13 protein-coding genes are annotated in these 19,065 nt (G+C 43.9%); 10 read left to right on the forward strand and 3 right to left on the reverse strand.

All coding sequences use genetic code 11. The annotated features are described in order from the left end of the window. Positions 1-43: 43 nt before the first annotated feature. From lepB to hslU, 8 genes are all read left to right on the forward strand, one after another. Entirely contained in the window at positions 44-664 is a 621-nt protein-coding gene (lepB, locus tag BMX79_RS06080; RefSeq protein WP_246117654.1) for a signal peptidase I, read from the forward strand. A gap of 27 nt (positions 665-691) precedes the next feature. After that, positions 692-1,555: a ribosome biogenesis GTPase YlqF gene (gene ylqF, locus BMX79_RS06085; RefSeq protein WP_091480363.1), complete on the forward strand. Its 864-nt coding sequence runs from the start codon at positions 692-694 to the stop codon at positions 1,553-1,555. A gap of 13 nt (positions 1,556-1,568) precedes the next feature. Next, positions 1,569-2,303: a ribonuclease HII gene (rnhB, locus tag BMX79_RS06090; RefSeq protein WP_091480586.1), complete on the forward strand. Its 735-nt coding sequence runs from the start codon at positions 1,569-1,571 to the stop codon at positions 2,301-2,303. 80 nt (positions 2,304-2,383) lie between these two features. Beyond that, complete coding sequence (dprA, locus tag BMX79_RS06095) at positions 2,384-3,256, forward strand: DNA-processing protein DprA (protein ID WP_091480365.1); 873 nt, start codon at positions 2,384-2,386, stop codon at positions 3,254-3,256. A gap of 152 nt (positions 3,257-3,408) precedes the next feature. After that, a complete protein-coding gene (gene topA, locus BMX79_RS06100; protein WP_091480367.1) occupies positions 3,409-5,478 on the forward strand; it encodes a type I DNA topoisomerase in 2,070 nt (689 codons plus the stop codon). Between the two features lie 199 nt (positions 5,479-5,677). Continuing rightward, on the forward strand, positions 5,678-6,574 hold the full coding sequence (gene xerC, locus BMX79_RS06105) for a tyrosine recombinase XerC (RefSeq protein ID WP_091480369.1): 897 nt from the start codon (positions 5,678-5,680) through the stop codon (positions 6,572-6,574). A 150-nt stretch (positions 6,575-6,724) separates the two neighbouring features. Further along, complete coding sequence (hslV, locus tag BMX79_RS06110) at positions 6,725-7,264, forward strand: ATP-dependent protease subunit HslV (protein ID WP_091268314.1); 540 nt, start codon at positions 6,725-6,727, stop codon at positions 7,262-7,264. Positions 7,265-7,277: 13 nt separating this feature from the next. Continuing rightward, positions 7,278-8,702, forward strand: coding sequence for an ATP-dependent protease ATPase subunit HslU (gene hslU, locus BMX79_RS06115; RefSeq protein ID WP_091480372.1), 1,425 nt, complete (start codon positions 7,278-7,280; stop codon positions 8,700-8,702). 657 nt (positions 8,703-9,359) lie between these two features. Here the strand turns inward: hslU and plsY are convergent. Beyond that, the gene (gene plsY / locus BMX79_RS06120; protein ID WP_091480374.1) at positions 9,360-9,962 is read right to left on the reverse strand and encodes a glycerol-3-phosphate 1-O-acyltransferase PlsY; all 603 of its coding nucleotides are present in this window, start codon (positions 9,960-9,962) and stop codon (positions 9,360-9,362) included. Between the two features lie 256 nt (positions 9,963-10,218). On the opposite strand from plsY, the gene parE reads away from it, so the two are divergent. Beyond that, the gene (gene parE, locus BMX79_RS06125) at positions 10,219-12,192 is read left to right on the forward strand and encodes a DNA topoisomerase IV subunit B (protein ID WP_281282339.1); all 1,974 of its coding nucleotides are present in this window, start codon (positions 10,219-10,221) and stop codon (positions 12,190-12,192) included. A gap of 14 nt (positions 12,193-12,206) precedes the next feature. Next, the gene (gene parC, locus BMX79_RS06130; protein ID WP_371862071.1) at positions 12,207-14,690 is read left to right on the forward strand and encodes a DNA topoisomerase IV subunit A; all 2,484 of its coding nucleotides are present in this window, start codon (positions 12,207-12,209) and stop codon (positions 14,688-14,690) included. A gap of 145 nt (positions 14,691-14,835) precedes the next feature. Here the strand turns inward: parC and BMX79_RS06135 are convergent, their stop codons facing one another. Both BMX79_RS06135 and adhE read right to left on the reverse strand, forming a co-directional pair. After that, positions 14,836-15,846, reverse strand: a complete 1,011-nt coding sequence (locus tag BMX79_RS06135) for a potassium channel family protein (protein WP_091480377.1) — start codon at positions 15,844-15,846, stop codon at positions 14,836-14,838. Positions 15,847-16,447: 601 nt separating this feature from the next. Beyond that, positions 16,448-19,045 (reverse strand): bifunctional acetaldehyde-CoA/alcohol dehydrogenase, encoded by a 2,598-nt coding sequence (gene adhE / locus BMX79_RS06140; protein WP_091480380.1) that lies wholly within the window; start codon positions 19,043-19,045, stop codon positions 16,448-16,450. Positions 19,046-19,065: the final 20 nt, after the last annotated feature.

A 19,065-nucleotide genomic window follows, 5' to 3' on the forward strand; every position in this document is an offset into this window, starting at 1 on the left:
AATAGAGTTACAGAGTGAAAACATAAAGAAAGCAGGGATGACTGTGAGCGACTCATCATTTGAACCTCGCAATGAACGTCATAATTCAGGTAGGAAAAGAAAAAAAGACTACAAAAAGAAAAGTTTTGCCCAGGAGTTAGTCAGCACATTCTTATATATCATCGTTATCACAGGAATTTTTGTCGCTATTCGTACGTTTCTTTTTGCGCCGGTGAGTGTAGAAGGTGATTCGATGAATCCGACACTTGAGCACGAAGACAGACTTCTGCTTAACAAGGTTTCCAATGTTGATCGATTCGATATCGTCGTTTTTCCAGCTCCTGAAGATCCGGAAAAACAATATATTAAACGTGTGATCGGTCTCCCTGGTGATGAAATCTCCTATCGCGATCAGGTCCTTTATCTGAACAGCAGACCAGTGGAGGAAGCTTACGTTGACTTGTCACAGGAAAGCGATGAAGTTGCGGCGTATTACAACAGTGACTTCAGCCTTCAGTCACTTGAAGGCGTTGAAAGAGTACCTGAGGGCTCGTTCTTCGTTATGGGAGATAATCGGGTCAATTCTAAAGACAGTCGCTCCTTTGGCTTTATCGATATCGATTCTGTCATAGGAGAAACAAGTTTACGAATCTGGCCTATCGACCGCATCGGTGGTCTAGATTGAGCAATGGTATGAAAGAGGATTGATAATGTGGTAATACAGTGGTACCCCGGCCATATGGCCAAAGCCAAAAGAGAATTTACTGAAAAATTGAAGATGGTTGATATTGTCTTCGAACTCGTTGATGCACGGATCCCTTATTCAAGCAAGAATCCGGATATAAAAGAGATGATCGGAGATAAGCCTCACGTCATGGTGCTGATGAAAAGTGATCTGGCTGATCCTAAACGAACAGCTGAATGGATCAAATACTATGAAGAGCAGGGTATTCCGGCCGTATCGATTAATGCTCAACAAGGTCAGGGTCTAAAAGAAGTGATGCAGCTGGCTAAGAAAGTTCTGCAGCCCTTCTTCGATAAGCGTGCTCAGAAGGGGCTGAAAATGCGAGCAATCCGTGCCGTCTGCGTAGGGATTCCAAATGTAGGGAAATCAACGCTTATTAACCGATTTGCACGCAAGAATATTGCCAGGACTGGAAATAAACCAGGTGTGACTAAAGCCCAGCAGTGGATCAAATACGGTAAAGAACTGGAACTTCTTGATACTCCAGGTATTCTTTGGCCAAAGTTTGAAGATCAGGAAGTCGGCAAACGGCTGGCTGTTACTGGAGCAATCAAGGATACGCTTCTTCATCTGGATGATATTGCTATATATGCTATGGAGTATCTGAAAGATAATTATCCCGGAGCTCTTACTGAGCGGTATAAACTGGATAAAGAGCTTGAGACAAGTGAAACGATGCCGGAGCTGCTTATGTCAATTTCTCACAAACGTGGATTTAGAGATGACTATGACAGGGCATCAAAAACAGTCATTTATGAAATACGAAATGGACAGTTAGGACGGTTTACTTTTGAACGACCATCAGACATCAAAGAAAAAACAGACGATTAAAGAAATTAAAGATATGCTTGCCGACAGCAAGACCCTGTCAGAGGAGGCAATATCTGCACTTGAAGCTGATGAGCGAGCTGGTGTGAAGCAGGCATTAAGAAGCTGGAAACGGCAGGTAGCGAAACAGGCAGAGCTTTTAGCTCAGTTCGAGACGATGCAGGCATTCGAAAATCGGGCCTATGAACAGGGAGCAGCTTATATAGCCGGGGTCGATGAAGTAGGTCGAGGACCTCTGGCAGGACCTGTAGTGTCTGCCGCAGTTATTCTCCCGCCGTCTCCCGACCTGATCGGAATCAATGATTCCAAGCAGCTTAGTTTAAAGGAGAGAGAGTACTGGGTAAGTAAAATCAGCGAACAGGCTCTGGCAATCAGTTATTCGGTTGTTCCAGCGGAAGATATCGATCGTCTGAACATTTATCAGGCCACCCGCGTATCGATGACTCGTGCTGTTAAAGACTTGTCAATCAAGCCAGATCATCTGCTTATAGATGCCATGCAGCTCGATCTGCCTATTGCTCAAGAGAAGATTATCAAAGGAGATGCCAGAAGCATTTCAATTGCTGCGGCGTCGATTATCGCAAAAGTGACTCGAGATGAGCTAATGGCTGAATATGATAAGACTTATCCGGGTTACGGATTTAGTAAGAATGCTGGATACGGCACTAAACAGCACTTGGAAGGTCTCGAAAAACTCGGGCCTACACCGATTCATAGGCGCTCATTCAAGCCCGTCAGTACCTATTTTTAATTTTCTTCAACTTTTTTCATGAGTTTTTATCTATTTCATCAATGAGATAGATAGAAACTTTTTTTATTGGAGGAAGATAAATGATAATTGATCCGAAAGAACGTCTGTTATTCAGCCTGGCCCATTGCCCGTTTCTCACGTTGTCCGAGAAATGGCAGCTGGCAGCTGAAAGGATAACAGAATTGAAAGAACTGGGGCGGATGGGTAATAAACCGTGCATGGTATCAGAGAAGAAACGAGCTTCTTTTTTGCGTTATGACGAGAATATGCCTATAATGCAACTAAATGACCGCTATAAAGCCTCATCGGTTTATTTACTCTCTATTTTATCACCTGACTACCCTCATCTTTTAAAAGAAAGTTTTGATCCGCCGCTAATCCTTTTCTGTAAAGGGGAACGAACGCTTCTATCCGGAAGATTACTTGGGATTGTAGGAGCCAGAGACTGCACGGCTTATGCTTCGAATGTTCTTGACATACTGATTCCAGACTTGACCAGGGCCGGGATAACTATCGTCAGTGGTCTTGCAAAAGGTGTGGATTCTACCGCACATCATTTAACTATGACAGCCGGGGGGGAAACGGTCGGCGTCGTAGGGACTGGTCTGGATCAGGCTTATCCAGCACAGAACCGTACAATGCAGAAAAGGATGGGAGAAGAACAGCTGGTGGTCAGTGAGTATCCATTCGGCACTTCTCCAAGAAGGGAACACTTCCCGGCACGCAACCGCATTATTGCAGGCCTGACCAGAGGAACTCTTGTTGTTGAAGCAAAAAAAAGAAGTGGCAGTCTGATCACTGCACGGCTTGCACTGGAAGAAGGCAGAGATGTATTTGCGGTACCTGGATCTGTGCTGAGTGAGCTGTCTGTCGGAAGCAATGAGCTGATCAGAAGTGGAGCGATTTCCTGTCTGAGAAGTTCAGATATTTTAGAAGAGTGGAACGTTTATTAGTGAAAAAAATTACAAATTTTTATATTCTAAGTTGACAAAGCCATTTAAGATGACATATGATGGTAAACGATTCTTTGATTGTAAAGACACTGAGTCGTACAGTTACTTGAATACCTTGTAAAAATGGAACACAAAAGGGAGGAGCCATCAGTATGGCTTTCAAATATCTGGTGATAGTCGAATCACCTGCTAAAGCAAAAACTATAGAAAAATATTTAGGACGAAATTATAAAGTCGTTGCCAGTCTAGGGCATATACGCGATCTGCCGAAAAGTCGGATGGGTGTCGATTTTGAGAATGACTACCAGCCCGATTACATCACAATTCGAGGTAAAGGCCCGGTCATTAAAGATTTGAAGAAGCACGCTAAAAAAGCGGAAAAAGTCTTTCTTGCAGCCGACCCGGACCGTGAAGGTGAAGCCATCGCCTGGCATCTGAGTTTTCTGCTGGACTTGAATAATGAAGAGAAAAATAGAGTTGTCTTTAACGAAATCACTAAAGATGCCGTGAAGAATGCCCTGAAGAATCCGCGTCATCTTGACGAAGACCTGATCGACTCTCAACAGGCCCGACGTGTCCTTGACAGGATCGTAGGATACCAGATCAGCCCTCTTCTATGGAAGAAAGTCAAACGTGGACTGAGTGCCGGACGTGTCCAGTCGGTCGCTTTGAAAATGATCTGTGACCGTGAAAAGGAAATTAAAGACTTCAAACCTGAAGAATACTGGTCTCTGGAAGCAAATTTCTTGAAGAAAAGAAGTAAATTCAAGGCCAATTACTACGGCTTGAATGGCAAGAAAGCAGATTTGCCGAATAATGAGGCAGTCCAGGCAGTACTTGAAAAATTAGACCAGTCCGGTGAGTTCGACGTCAAAAAAGTCGTCAGAAAAGAACGCCGACGTAATCCTCATCCTGCTTTTACTACCAGTAGTCTTCAGCAGGAAGCTGCCGGCAAGATCAATTTTAGAACGCGTAAAACAATGATGGTTGCCCAGCAGCTATATGAAGGAATCTCTTTAGGTAGAGGTGGAGCTGTCGGTCTGATCACATATATGCGTACAGATTCAACTCGTCTGTCAGAAACTGCTAAAGCTGAAGCCAATGAACTGATCGTTAGTGAATTCGGCGAAGAGTATGCAGCGCACAAACCTAAAACACAGAAGAATAAAAGTGGGGCACAGGATGCGCACGAAGCGATCCGTCCAACTAGTGCCTCAAGAAAACCTGAAGACATCAAGCAGTATTTAAGTAAAGACCAGTACAAACTGTATCAGCTGATCTGGTCCAGATTTATTGCCAGTCAGATGAAACCTGCTATTTACGATACGATGCGTGTCGATATCGAACAGAATGACGTCATGTTCCGTGCTAACGGATCAAAAGTGAAATTCAAAGGGTATCAGATGGTCTACTCCGAGAGCAAGAAAGAAAAAGATAATATGCTGCCGGAACTGGAAGAAGGCGACTCAGTCAAACTGGACTCTCTGGAGCCGAATCAGCACTTCACTCAGCCGCCTGCACGATACAGTGAAGCGACACTGATCAAGACACTGGAAGAAAACGGAGTGGGCAGACCGTCTACCTATGCGCCCACACTTGAAACGATACAGCGCAGGTATTATGTTACGCTGAAGAACAAACGATTCGAACCGACTGAATTAGGTGATATCGTCAATCAGATCATCGGAGAGTTTTTCCCTAATATTGTCGATGTTAACTTTACAGCAGACATGGAGAAAGATCTGGATGCTGTCGAGGACGGGAAAAAAGAATGGATCGAAGTCATCGATCAGTTCTATCGTCCGTTTAAAGAAGAAGTCACTCATGCAGAAAAAGAACTGGAAGAAGTTGAAATTGAAGATGAGCCAGCCGGGTTTGACTGCGAAAAATGCGGCTCACCAATGGTCATCAAAATGGGACGATACGGCAAGTTCTATGCCTGTTCGAACTTCCCTGACTGCCGCAACACGAAACCGATCGTGAAGAAACTGGGTGTCACTTGTCCGAAATGCAAAAAAGGAGAAGTAGTCGAACGTAAATCCAAGAAGAGCCGAATTTTCTATGGCTGCGAACACTATCCTGACTGTGACTTCACGTCCTGGGATAAGCCTATCGGTCGTGACTGTCCGAAATGTGACCACTATCTTGTTGAAAAGAACACCAAGAAGCAAAGTCAGGTCAAATGTTCAAATTGTGATTACGAAGAAGCCCCTCAGAAATAAATAAAAAGAATCACCTAATTAAGGCTGCTCAGATCTGGTATCAGGATTCTGGGCGGTCTTTTTCTGTCAGCTTAATTCGCTGATTTGCTGTCACTGTAACGAGGAGGAGAGGGATTTCTGGCCTTTAATACCGAGGACAGAGCCTCATGCGTGTCTGCCCGAAATGTGTTAAAATAAGGAGAGCGGAGGATGAAGAGACATGACAAAAAAATGGCTGAATCTGTTTTCAGATTATCTGAACAATGAAAGACACTACTCGGAACATACCAATCAGGCCTATATCGATGATATTAAAGCATTTACTGTTTTTTTAAGTGAAACAGGTGAAGCGGACCTTCTAGCTGTAGAGCTGTCGGATGCCCGGATTTATTTAAGCTACCTGACAGACAGAAAATACTCGAGAGCATCAATTTCACGTAAGATTTCCAGTCTTCGCGCATTTTATCAGTTTCTTTTGAATAATGAAATCGTCAGTGACAATCCCTTTTCATATCTTCACGTGAAGAAAAGAGGATCCAGACTGCCGACCTTTTTCTATGAGAAGGAAATGGATGCGCTGTTCAAGGCTGCTGAAGGAGAAAAGCCGCTTGACTACAGGAATCAGGCACTTCTGGAGCTGCTGTATGGAACGGGGATTCGTGTCAGCGAATGTCAGGGGATTCAAGTAGACGATGTGGACTTCTCGATGGGTATGCTCTTTGTTAAAGGAAAAGGAAACAGAGAACGCTATATCCCATTCGGACATTATGCCAGTGAAGCAATGAAAGCTTACCTGGTCAACGGACGCGAGGTCCTGATGACCCGCTACAATAAAACGCATAATCACCTGTTTGTCAATCATCACGGTGAGCCGATCACACAAAACGGGATTCATTTTGTCTTGACCCAGCTGATAAAGGAAAGCAGTCTGACGAATAAAATATCCCCGCATATGCTGAGGCATACCTTTGCTACTCATCTGCTCAACAACGGGGCTGATATTCGGACCGTTCAGGAGCTTCTGGGGCACAAAAGTCTGTCGTCTACCCAAGTGTATACGCATGTGACGACAGAACACCTGCAGAAAGATTATAATGCCTTCCACCCTAGAGCCTAATGATTGATCCTCATAGACTGGCTTTTATGGTCAGTTAGGTTGAACCTTTCAGGATCTTGCTCTTTACAATATAAAGAAAAGGTTATACATTGGTTAATGGAACTATGAGTAATTTAAAAAGCATAGGAAGATAATGACGGAGGTTTGAACATGACACAATTTCATGCAACAACGATACTTGCAATCCAGCACAATGGTGAATGTGCGATGGCTGGAGATGGACAAGTCACAATGGGTGAGCAAGTTGTGATGAAAGGCAAAGCGCGTAAAGTTCGAAAAATTTACAACAATGAAGTTCTAGTTGGATTTGCAGGCAGTGTAGCAGATGCCTTTACTCTTGAAGAAAAATTTGAAGGGTATCTGAATCAGTATAATGGTCACCTGATGCGTGCGGCTGTGGAACTGGCACAGGAATGGCGCACAGATAAGATGATGAAGAATCTGGAAGCCCTTCTTATTGTAATGAACAAGGAACAGATGCTGCTTATTTCAGGAAACGGCGAAGTGATCCAGCCTGACGATGGCATTCTGGGAATTGGCTCAGGTGGCAACTTTGCTCTCTCAGCAGCCCGTGCACTGAAAAAGTACGGCGATGGTCTTTCTGCTGAAACGATTGCGAAAGACAGCCTGACTATTGCAGCGGATATCTGCGTCTATACCAACCATAATATTGTAACGGAAAAACTGTAAGGAGACGGACTATATGAGAACAAGAAAAGATTTGACCCCTAGAGAGATCGTAAGCCGCCTGGATGAATACATCGTTGGACAGAATGATGCTAAAAAAGCCGTAGCTGTTGCCCTGCGCAATCGCTACCGTCGCCTGAAGCTGGACGATGACATGCAGAAGGAAATCACCCCTAAAAATATTCTGATGATCGGTGCTACAGGGATTGGTAAAACTGAAATAGCCAGACGTTTGGCAGCTATCGTGGATGCACCGTTTATTAAAGTCGAAGCGACGAAGTTTACGGAAGTGGGATATATCGGCCGCGACGTCGAATCCATGGTGCGTGACCTGACAGAATCTGCTGTTCAGCTAGTCAAAGAAGAGTACAGAAGAAATGTCAGAGGCCGTGCTGAAAAAAGAGCAATCGACCGTGTAGCTAAAGCATTGGCTCCGGGAATCAAGAAAGAAAAAAATGCATACGACAATAATCCACTAGCCGGTATGTTCAGAGGTATGGGCATGGATCCTAACCAGTTTCCTCAGAACCAGGAAGAAGAAGAGGAAACCGTTACCTCCGAAATTTCATCCAAACGCGATGAACTGAAGGAACAGATTTCTAGAGGCATGCTGGACAGCCGCGAAGTAGAGATCAAAGTCGAAGAAAAGAAAAAAATGCCGAACAATCCAATGAGTGCACCTATGGAATCCATGGGTATCGACTTGTCTGAGACATTTGGGGCACTTACACCAACGAAGAAAGTTAAGCGTAAGGTGACTGTCAAGGAAGCGGTCAAGATCTTCACTGAAGAAGAAGCGGACAAGCTGATCAATCAGGAAGACATTAATGCAGACGCAGTTCATCTGACAGAAAACAGCGGGATCATCTTTATTGATGAGATCGATAAAATCACCTCTAAAGGTCAGCAGAACAGTGGTCAGGTATCCAGAGAAGGCGTACAGCGAGACATCCTTCCAATTGTTGAAGGATCAAGTGTGCGTACAAAATTTGGGACAGTTAACACTGACCATATCCTCTTCATCGGTTCTGGTGCTTTCCACTTGTCCAAGCCAAGTGATTTGATTCCTGAGCTTCAGGGACGTTTCCCGATCCGTGTCGAGCTGAACGATCTGACTAATGAAGATTTCGTCAAGATTCTGACTGAACCTCAGAATGCACTGATCAAACAGTACCGTCAACTGTTGGGTACAGAGAATATCGATGTAGTATTTACGATGGAGGCGATTGAAAAGATCGCCGATATTGCCTTTGAAGTGAACGAATCTACGGACAATATTGGAGCACGCCGCCTGCATACTATCCTGGAACGCCTACTCGAAGACCTCCTATTCGAATCACCGGATATGAGCATGGGCGAAGTCAAGATCACTGAGAAATACGTAGTGGACAAAATCGGCCACATCGTCGAGAACAAGGATCTGAGCCGTTATATTCTGTAACAAGTCGATTTATCGTTTCAATAAGGGTAACTAGAAATCAAAAAGCATTGAAGCTGTTCGGAAAGTCCGGCAGCTTCAATGCTTTTTTTCAGTTAATTATCGTCTGATGAAGAATAATCGTGTCATAGTGACAGTTTAACAGGTAATGTCCTTGATGAACTACAAGTAGAGCGGACTTTAGCTGAATTTCTTGCCCCTATTAACCGATTGAACTGTAACGAGAGGATGTTTAACAGCATCTTAGGCTGATTATTTAATCAAATCTCCAACTAGGAGGCCTCTAAAAGAAATTTAATCCGTCTGACACCTTTAAACTATAACTAGAAGAGGTCCAGCGACAGTTTATTTCCGGTCAGTCAGTCTAAAGTATAAGTAGCCCGGTTCTAACGGCATGAGAGCCAGTTCAAGCCATCCAAAACTCTAGTTAGCCCTTCATCGATAGAGTCTTCATCCCCGTCGGAAATCCTTCAATCCTCTCCAGTCTAGAATAGAGATCTTAGATCTGATAAGGAAACGATTCGCCTAGCGAATCGCACATATTATGAAGACTTTGAGCTGCTCATTATAAAGAAAACCGGTCAGAGGGATTTCACCTGTCTAACCGGTTTAGTATACTGACTCTATTATTATCTAATGAACAGTAACTAGCTAACAGTTTTATGATTTTTTTGAACTGTTGCGACCGAACGGTACACGGTTTTCTTCGCCTTTTCTGATGCGTTCAATATTTGACCGGTGTCTGACAACAATAAGTATCATGGCGATCCAGACGATCACTGCAAAAATCCAATCTCCGATAAATAGTGAAGCCACTGCAGCAACCACTAAGGTGATGATGCTGGCCAAGCTGACCATGCTGGAAAGATACAGTATACCTGCCCATAAGGCAATCAGAATGGCTACAAATAATGGCTGAGCACCTAGAGCAATACCAGCAGTGGTTGCTACAGCCTTACCTCCATTGAATCCTGCAAAGATAGGGTAGACGTGACCGAGCACTGCAAAGATACCGGTAATCATTGGATGGAGTCCTAAACCCAGCCAGACCGGTAAGAGAGCAGCTAGTGTTCCCTTGGCGATATCAAGTATCATGACGATTGTACCGGCTTTTACTCCAAGGACTCGAAAGGTATTCGTCGTTCCCATATTTCCGCTTCCGTGTTCACGGATGTCAATTTTAAAGAATAGTTTTCCGACCCATACACCTGAGGGGATGGATCCCAGAAGATAGGCAACTACAATAATGAGTATATTACTCAACTTATTTCCTCCTTAACTCATGTCCTGCACTAGGAATTATTTTACCATGTCCAGAGACCGATCGACAGTAGAATTTGATTAAACTAGAGCTGGAGTTAAATACTCGACAAAAGAGGAACAAATGTTTTTTACAAAAAATGCCTCAGGTATGGTAATATTAATAATGCTTGTACTTTTCATTTTGAAAAGTATAATGAGTCTGGAGCCACGCATGCTTTACCAGCAGTAAGCGAATGCATAAAGGAGACTGTAAGGAATGGCAATGAATAAATACGATGATAATGCAATTCAAGTACTGGAAGGCCTGGATGCGGTTAGAAAACGTCCGGGAATGTATATCGGGTCGACCGATTCAAGAGGGTTACATCATCTGGTCTATGAGATCGTTGATAATTCCGTAGATGAAGTCCTGGCCGGTTATGGGTCAGAGATCGACATCACTATTCATAAAGATAACAGCATAACCGTAAAAGACAACGGGCGCGGTATGCCTACTGGAATGCATCAGTCAGGCGTTCCGTCTATTCAAGTCATCTTCACTGTCCTGCATGCCGGAGGAAAGTTCGGTCAGGATGGAGGATACAAGACTTCGGGAGGCCTGCACGGAGTTGGGGCTTCTGTCGTCAACGCGCTTTCAGAATGGCTGACGGTCACTGTCAGACGAGACGGATTTGAATACACTCAGCGTTTCGAGAACGGTGGAAAGCCGAAAGGTAAACTCACTAAAAAGAAAGCCGGCAAAAAAGAAACAGGTACGACTGTCCACTTTAAACCTGATCCTGCTATCTTTTCTACCACTGACTATTCATTCAGCCTATTGAGTGAACGGCTTAGAGAATCTGCTTTCCTGCTGAAAGGCATGACGATTTCAATCACAGATGAACGCAAGGATGCTATGGAGACTTTTCATTATGAAGAAGGGATCAAAGAGTTCGTTCATTATTTAAATGAAGAAAAAGATACCTTGACGCCGATTGCCTACTTTGATGGCGAATACAACGGGATCGAAGTGGAATGTGCGTTTCAGTATAACGATGGCTATTCTGAAAACGTCCTGAGCTTTGTCAATAACGTCCGCACAAAAGATGGCGGAACCCATGAAATCGGTGCGAAATCAGCAATTACAAAAACCTTTAATGAGTATGCCAGACGAGTCGGTTTGCTGAAGGAAAAAGACAAGAATCTCGAAGGAACGGATGTCAGAGAAGGGATCGCTGTTATTCTTTCGGTACGTATTCCTGAGAATCTGCTTCAGTTTGAAGGTCAGACAAAAGGCAAGCTGGGAACAACTGAAGCTCGTACCGCCTGCGATACAGTTATTTCAGAGCAGTTCAACTTCTATCTGGCTGAAAACGGCGAAATGAGCCAGCAGATCGTGCGTAAAGCTATTAAGGCTAGAGAGGCTAGAGAAGCTGCCAGAAAAGCCAAGGAAGACTCCAGAAACGGCAAAAAGCGCAAACGCAAAGAGACCCTATTGTCCGGCAAACTGACTCCTGCCCAAAGTAGAGATGCCAGCAAAAATGAACTTTATCTGGTTGAGGGAGACTCAGCGGGTGGATCAGCCAAGCAGGGACGAGATAGAAAGTTCCAGGCGATTCTTCCACTTAGAGGGAAAGTCATTAATACTGAAAAAGCAAACATGCAGGACATTCTGAAAAATGAAGAAATCAGTACAATGATCTATACGATCGGTGCTGGTGTCGGTCCGGAATTCGATCTGAAGGACTGCAACTATGACAAGATCGTGATCATGACAGATGCAGATACGGACGGAGCCCATATTCAGGTGCTGCTTCTGACGTTCTTCTACCGATACATGAGGCCACTAATCGAAGCAGGTAAAGTCTATCTTGCACTTCCACCTCTTTACAAAGTTTCTAAAGGTAAAGGGAAGAGTGAGGTTATTGAATATGCCTGGACTGACGACGAACTGGATCAGCTGCTGAAATCATTCGCAAAGAACTATATGATCCAGCGTTATAAAGGTCTGGGAGAAATGAATGCTGACCAGCTATGGGAAACAACGATGGATCCCGCTACCCGAACGCTGATCAGAGTAACGATTGATGATCTCGCCCAGGCAGAACGCCGCGTATCTGTCCTGATGGGGAACAAAGTCGATCCGAGAAGAAAATGGATCGAAGACAATGTCGAGTTTTCTCTGGAAGAAGAAGGGAGCATTCTCGAAACGAACGAGGTTATGGATGAACTCGAAAACCCAATCCAATAGCAAGAAAGGTTTGAATGACTGACATGACAAAAGAGAGAGCAGAAGTACAAGAACTGACCTTGGAAGAGGTCATGGGTGACCGGTTCGGCCGGTACTCAAAATACATCATTCAGGAACGGGCCCTTCCGGATATCAGAGATGGACTAAAACCCGTTCAGAGACGTATCCTTTACGCCATGTTTTCTGAAGGCAACACTCAGGATAAAGGGTTCAGAAAGTCAGCCAAGACAGTCGGTAACGTCATCGGTAACTTCCACCCGCACGGAGACAGCAGTGTGTACGAAGCGATGGTAAGAATGAGTCAGGACTGGAAGATGAAGACGCCACTTATCGATATGCACGGGAACAACGGAAGCATGGATGGCGATCCGCCTGCTGCCATGCGTTACACGGAAGCTAGACTGTCAAAAATTGCGTCCGAATTGCTTAAGGATATCGATAAGGAAACGGTCGAGCTGGTACTCAACTTCGATGATACGACGAATGAGCCGACTGTACTTCCGGCACGTTTTCCAAATCTCCTGGTTAATGGAGCAACTGGGATTTCTGCAGGTTATGCGACGGACATCCCGCCTCATAATCTCAAAGAAGTGATCGATGCCTGCGTGTATCTGGTGTCTCACCCGAATGCATCGATAGACAAACTGATGGACTTCATCAAAGGGCCTGATTTTCCTACAGGGGGCATCATTCAAGGTGTCAAGGGGCTCAAGTCTGCTTATAAGACAGGTAAGGGTAAGATAGTTGTAAGAAGCAGGACTGAAATTGAGTCCTTGAGAGGCGGAAAAGAGCAGATCGTCATTACAGAGGTCCCTTACGAAGTCAACAAAGCGACCCTTGTGCGTAAAATGGACGAGATTCGTTTGAATAAAAAAATTGAAGGCATAGCTGACGTCAGAGATGAAACTGACCGGACCGGCCTTCGGATAGTTATTGAACTGAAAAAAGATACACCTGCAGCAGGAATCCTGACTTACTTGTTCAAGAATACAGATCTTCAGGTCTCCTATAACTTGAACATGATCGCCATCAGTGACAGACGTCCTCAGCAGGTCGGAATCAGAGAAATACTGAATGCCTATCTGAAGCATAAGCGTGATGTAATTATTAAGCGTACAAAATTCCTTTTAAGCAAGGATAAGAAACGGGCACACATCGTTGAAGGTCTGATCAAGGCTATTTCAATTCTGGACCAGGTCATCAAGACGATCCGTCAGAGCGCCAACAAATCTGATGCTAAAGACAATATCATCAAAGCCTATGACTTCACTGCCATGCAGGCAGAGGCAATTGTCAGTCTGCAGCTTTACCGTCTGACTAATACAGACATAACTCAGCTGCAGAAAGAGGCAGAAGAGCTGAACGCACGAATCGATGAGTATAATAAAATCCTGACTGACGAAAAGACACTGAACAACGTCATCCGGAAAGAATTGAAGGAAATTGGCAAAACTTATGCCCAGGATCGTAAAACAGTGATTGAAGAAGAAATTGAAGAATTAAAAGTAGAAAAAGAAGTGCTGATAGCCGAAGAAGAAGTGATTGTTTCTGTCACCAGAGACGGCTACCTTAAGAGAACCAGCCTGAGATCGTATGGGGCGTCTTCTCCCGAAGAAATCGGACTGAAAGAAGGAGACTACTCGCTCTTTACAGAAAAGATGTCGACACTCGAGCAGGTCGTCCTGTTTACCTCCAGAGGGAATGTGATCAACCGGCCTGTCCATGAGATTCCAGATATCAAATGGAAAGATCTCGGCCATCACATTTCTCAAAGTATTGGTCTGGAGCCAAACGAAAAAATCATTGCGGCCTTCGGACTGGATGACTTCAGCGACAAGCAGCGATTCGTCTTTATTACTAGGGAAGGCTACATCAAGCAGACGTTAGCGTCTGAGTATGAGCCGAAACGGACTTACCGCTCACGGTCTGCTACAGCAATTAAACTTAAATCAGCAACTGACGAATGTCTGTCCGTCTATCTTATTGATGATGACAGCGGACTGGACGTCTTCCTGATTACTCATCTTGGTTTCGGCCTGAGGTATAACTTGTCTGAAGTGTCTACAGTAGGGGCAGGAGCCAGTGGAGTGAAATCGATCAATCTGAAGAAAACTGACTATGTGGTGAACGGTATCGTATTCAATCCTGAAGAAGGGAACAAGAGCATTATGCTGTTAACGCATAGAGGTGCAGTCAAGAAGATGAATGCGAAAGATTTCGACCTGATTTCCCGTGCGAAGCGGGGACTGATGGTTCTTAGAGAACTGAAGAACAAACCTCATCGTGTATCTTTAGTAATCGATGTAGATGACGATCAGAATGAATGGACGATCGTCACGGACAAGAATGCCAGACAGCTTCTTGTGCCGAAAGACTATTCCTACAGTGACCGTTACAGTAACGGCTCCTTTATTTTTGATGAAGATTCTGACGGAACACCAGTAGATGCCTACAAGGCAAAAACAGTTGAAATCGAAAAAGAGGAAAAAGAAAGTTAAGTTATAAATGCGTGACGTGAAGCTGGATGCCAGCGATTAGTATTATTTTTTCTGAACTATAAAAAAACGAGCCGCTCTACTCATCAATAGAAAAGCGGCTCGTTTTTTTATTTTGGTGAAATCAATTAGTAATCATTCAAAGTATTCAGCTTTCTGCTAATTTCTTAAGCTTATTCAAATCAGCATCTTCTCCCAGGACAATCAGTGTCTGACCCGGTTTGAGCATGTACTCTTTCGTCGGATTAAATATGATTCCGTCCACCGCATTGTCATTCTCCTTGACTGCAATGATGATCAAGTCTGTCTGTTCCGGAATATTGGCATCCATAAGCGTTCTATGACTCAGTCTTGAGCCATCACGAATGACGACTTCATTCAAGTTAAGATCGATCTTCCCGGAATGGGTAATTGTATCCAGAAAGGCGATGACAGAAGGCTTCAACAGCATCGAAGCCATACGGTGCCCACCGATTTCGTTTGGCGAAACTGTCTTATCAGCCCCCGCACGAATCAGTTTTTCATGAGAGTCGTGAGTGATCGCTCTAGCGACGATATTTAAATCAGGATTGAGCTGACGGGCGGACAGAACGGTATATAAGTTGTTCGCATCGTTATTTAGTGAAGCCACTAGTCCCTTAGCTCTTGAAATCCCCGCTTTTTCGAGCACTTCGTCGGATTTTGCGTCACCTTGAAACGCAATTACTGAACTGTACTCTTTTACAGCTTCCAGTTTTTCTTCTTCAAATTCAATCACCACGAAGTCGACATCTTCTTTTTCCAGTGATTCGATCACATGACGTCCTGTTTCTCCAGCTCCACAGACAATAATGTGATTCTTCATTTCACTTAACTGGTCTTTCATTCTCTGTTCCCTCCAAATCTCCTGTAATCGCCCGCCAAAGAAAAAACCGATCAATTGTGACCCGGTGTACCCGATCGTCCCCAGACTGAAGAATATCAGTATGATCGTAAACAGCTGGGCTGGAGCTGTCAGTGGGGCGACTTCCTGAAATCCGACAGTGGACATCGTTATAACGGTCATATAAATCGCATCCATCAGACTGATATCCAGTAGAAGCGAATAGCCGATTGTTCCAACAATGATAATAGCTATCAGAAGATAAAAAATAAGAAATGTCCGTTTGCGCTGCTGCAATGGATCAGCTCCTCTCGATGGTCTTTTTATGATTTTAGCATGTATATCATAGAGAACATAGCTGGAAGGTAAAGAATCGTTCCTGCCAACATATCATTAAGCAATGAGTTATACAGTCTACTTCTACTTCGACCAGTCAATCCAAAGATGAAGTAGAAGTAGAAAGATTCTCTTTCTACTTTCATCCAACCTATCAGACTTAAAATGAAACTAGGAGGCATCTAGTTCTAGCTTATCGTAAAAACTATGCTTTAATTTCAACTAGAATAGGTCTAAGAGAAGATGTTTGTCAATAAATTATTTAAACTACAAGTAGAAAGGGTCTAGTTGTAGCTTACTTACTTGACGGCTAACTATACTATAACTAAAAAGTCTTTACTTATATTTTAGGCAGGTGAATAAGAACGAAAGTGCCAGTACCCCTCTTGTAATTGAAGCTTGAGTAACTTCTAGATAATATGCTGTCGTTAGCACGACCTGTTCAAAAATATAGTTATTGGTCAGTAGAGTAGGGTGGACGATTGTAACTGACTGATATACAAAAAAGACAAGACCGAGTGATCAGTCTTGTCTGATGAAAATAGTTTAACTAAGCAATGATTTAGCCTTTAAATGCTGCACGGTAAACTTCTGCGAGCTCTTTAACTAATGGCATTTTAGGGTTAGCTGTTGTACACTGGTCTTCAAATGCACGCTCAGCCATGTCGTCAACAACTGCTTCAAAAGCTTTTTTATCAACGCCGTTGTCTTTGATGCCCATTGGAATCTCAAGTTCCTTAGCTAGATCATAGATGGCTTTGATCAGACTTTCGACACCTTCTTCAGTCGTGCTTGCTGGAAGATCAAGAGCTTTTGCAATTTCAGCATAGCGTTCGTCTGCAATAAAGTGCTCATATTTAGGGAAGGCAACAAATTTAGTTGGCTTCTTCGCATTGTAGCGGACTACATGAGGCATGAGGATCGCATTGGCACGTCCGTGAGCGATATGGAACTGAGCACCCAGTTTGTGCGCCAGACTGTGGTTGATTCCCAGGAATGCATTTGCAAAGGCCATACCGGCAATCGTTGATGCGTTGTGCATTTTTTCTCTGGCTACTTCGTCATCACCATTGTGATAAGCAGTAGGCAGGTGCTTGAATACCAGCTGGATTGCTTTAATTGCCAGACCATCAGTGTAGTCGTTGGCCATATTTGACACATAAGCTTCAATCGCATGAGTCAGGACATCCATACCTGTATCAGCTGTAACCACTTTTGGTACACTCATAACAAACTGAGGATCAATGATCGCAACATCAGGAGTCAGCTCGTAGTCTGCCAAAGGATACTTGGTTGATTTTTCAGTATCAGTAATAACGGAGAACGACGTTACTTCAGAACCAGTACCAGAAGTTGTCGGGATAGCTACGAACTGTGCCTTTTCTCCAAGAGTAGGGTACTTGTAAACACGTTTTCTAATATCCATGAATTTCTGCTTGATGCCGTTGAAGTCTGTATCTGGGTGCTCGTAGAACAGCCACATTCCTTTAGCTGCATCCATTGGAGAACCTCCACCCAAGGCGATGATGACGTCCGGCTGGAAAGCAGCCATTGCTTCTGCACCTTTTAAAACAGTCTCTTTAGATGGATCCGGTTCAACATCAGAGAATATTTCACAGTGAACATACTCCTGACGGTTACGCAGGTGATAAAGGACACGGTCAACATAGCCCAGTTCGACCATCATTGGGTCAGTTACAATGAAAGCTTTCTTGATGTCAGGCATTTTAGCCAGATACTGGACAGAGTTACGTTCAAAGTAGACTTTTGGTGGGATCTTGAACCATTGCATGTTGTTTGTACGTTTCGCACGTTTCTTCACATTGATTAAGTGCATGGTACTGACGTTAGTTGACACTGAGTTTCCTCCAAACGATCCGCATCCTAGAGTTAGGGAAGGGAGATAAGCATTGTATATATCACCGATAGCACCTTGAGATGACGGGGCATTGACAATCAGACGGCCTGCTTTCATGCGGCGGTCAAACTCGCTGATCACCTGTTCATTGTTAGAATGGATCACTGCTGAGTGACCTAGACCACCATAGGCAAGCATTTCTTCAGCACGTTTGATTCCTTCTTCAGAACTGTTGACTTTGTAAGCAGCTAGTACTGGACTTAGTTTTTCTCTTGAAAGAGGGAAATCTCTTCCGACACCAGGGTATTCAGCTATAAGAATTTTTGTATCTTCAGGCACTTTTACGTTTGCCATTTTAGCAATCTGATATGCTGAACGTCCGACTATATCCGGATTCAAGTGATTATCTTCTGATACCATCAGCTGTTCCACTTTAAGGCGCTCCTCTTTAGTCAGGAAGTGGCATCCGTTGTCGATCATCTGTGATTTCACTTCTTCATATACTTCTTTATCAGCGATGACAGCTTGTTCAGAAGCACAGATCATTCCATTATCGAATGTTTTGGAAAGAATCAGGTCGTTAGTGGCTCGTTTGACATTTGCAGTCTTTTCAATGTAGCAAGGGACGTTTCCGGCACCTACACCAAGAGCAGGTTTTCCTGAGCTGTATGCTGATTTAACCATGCCTGATCCGCCAGTTGCGAGAATAGTAGCTACTCCGTCGTGCTTCATCAAGGTCTGTGTCGCTTCAACAGACGGTTTTTCGATCCACTGGATACAGTTTTCCGGCGCACCCGCTTTAACAGCTGCTTCATAAACAGCACGTGCTGCAGCTGAACTGGATTTCTGAGCAGAAGGGTGGAAAGCGAAAATGATCGGGTTACCTGTTTTAATAGAAATCATAGATTTAAAGATCGTTGTGGAAGTAGGGTTGGTTACTGGCGTAACGCCGGCAATGACACCGACCGGTTCAGCAATCTCCACTGTGCCTTCATGAAGGTTCTCATTTATCACGCCAATCGTTTTGTCATGCTTGATGCTGTGATAGATGTATTCTGAAGCAAAAAGGTTTTTGATGATTTTATCTTCATATACACCGCGTCCTGTTTCTTCTACAGCCAGCTTAGCTAAAGGCATATGCTGATCAAGAGCAGCCAGAGCCATTTCCTTCACGATATTATCGATCTGTTCCTGATCAAGTTTGTACATATTATCGAGAGCTGTTTTAGCCTTCGTGACTAACTGATCGATATCTTTCTGTACATCTGTTACTTTATTAGTTTTGTCTAATACTTTTACCATAATGGGTTCCCTCCATTTAG

The sequence above is a fragment of the Alkalibacterium pelagium genome, assembly GCF_900109325.1.
Classification (GTDB): Bacteria; Bacillota; Bacilli; order Lactobacillales; family Carnobacteriaceae_A; genus Alkalibacterium; species Alkalibacterium pelagium.

Bases quoted from the DNA above. Each gene is read 5' to 3' on its own strand.
- rnhB (WP_091480586.1), top strand. From the start codon at position 1,569: ATGCTTGCCGACAGCAAGACCCTGTCAGAGGAGGCAATATCTGCACTT.
- hslV (WP_091268314.1), top strand. From the start codon at position 6,725: ATGACACAATTTCATGCAACAACGATACTTGCAATCCAGCACAATGGT.
- parE (WP_281282339.1), top strand. From the start codon at position 10,219: ATGGCAATGAATAAATACGATGATAATGCAATTCAAGTACTGGAAGGC.
- dprA (WP_091480365.1), top strand. From the start codon at position 2,384: ATGATAATTGATCCGAAAGAACGTCTGTTATTCAGCCTGGCCCATTGC.
- parC (WP_371862071.1), top strand. From the start codon at position 12,207: ATGACTGACATGACAAAAGAGAGAGCAGAAGTACAAGAACTGACCTTG.
- adhE (WP_091480380.1), bottom strand. From the start codon at position 19,045: ATGGTAAAAGTATTAGACAAAACTAATAAAGTAACAGATGTACAGAAA.
- xerC (WP_091480369.1), top strand. From the start codon at position 5,678: ATGACAAAAAAATGGCTGAATCTGTTTTCAGATTATCTGAACAATGAA.
- topA (WP_091480367.1), top strand. From the start codon at position 3,409: ATGGCTTTCAAATATCTGGTGATAGTCGAATCACCTGCTAAAGCAAAA.
- hslU (WP_091480372.1), top strand. From the start codon at position 7,278: ATGAGAACAAGAAAAGATTTGACCCCTAGAGAGATCGTAAGCCGCCTG.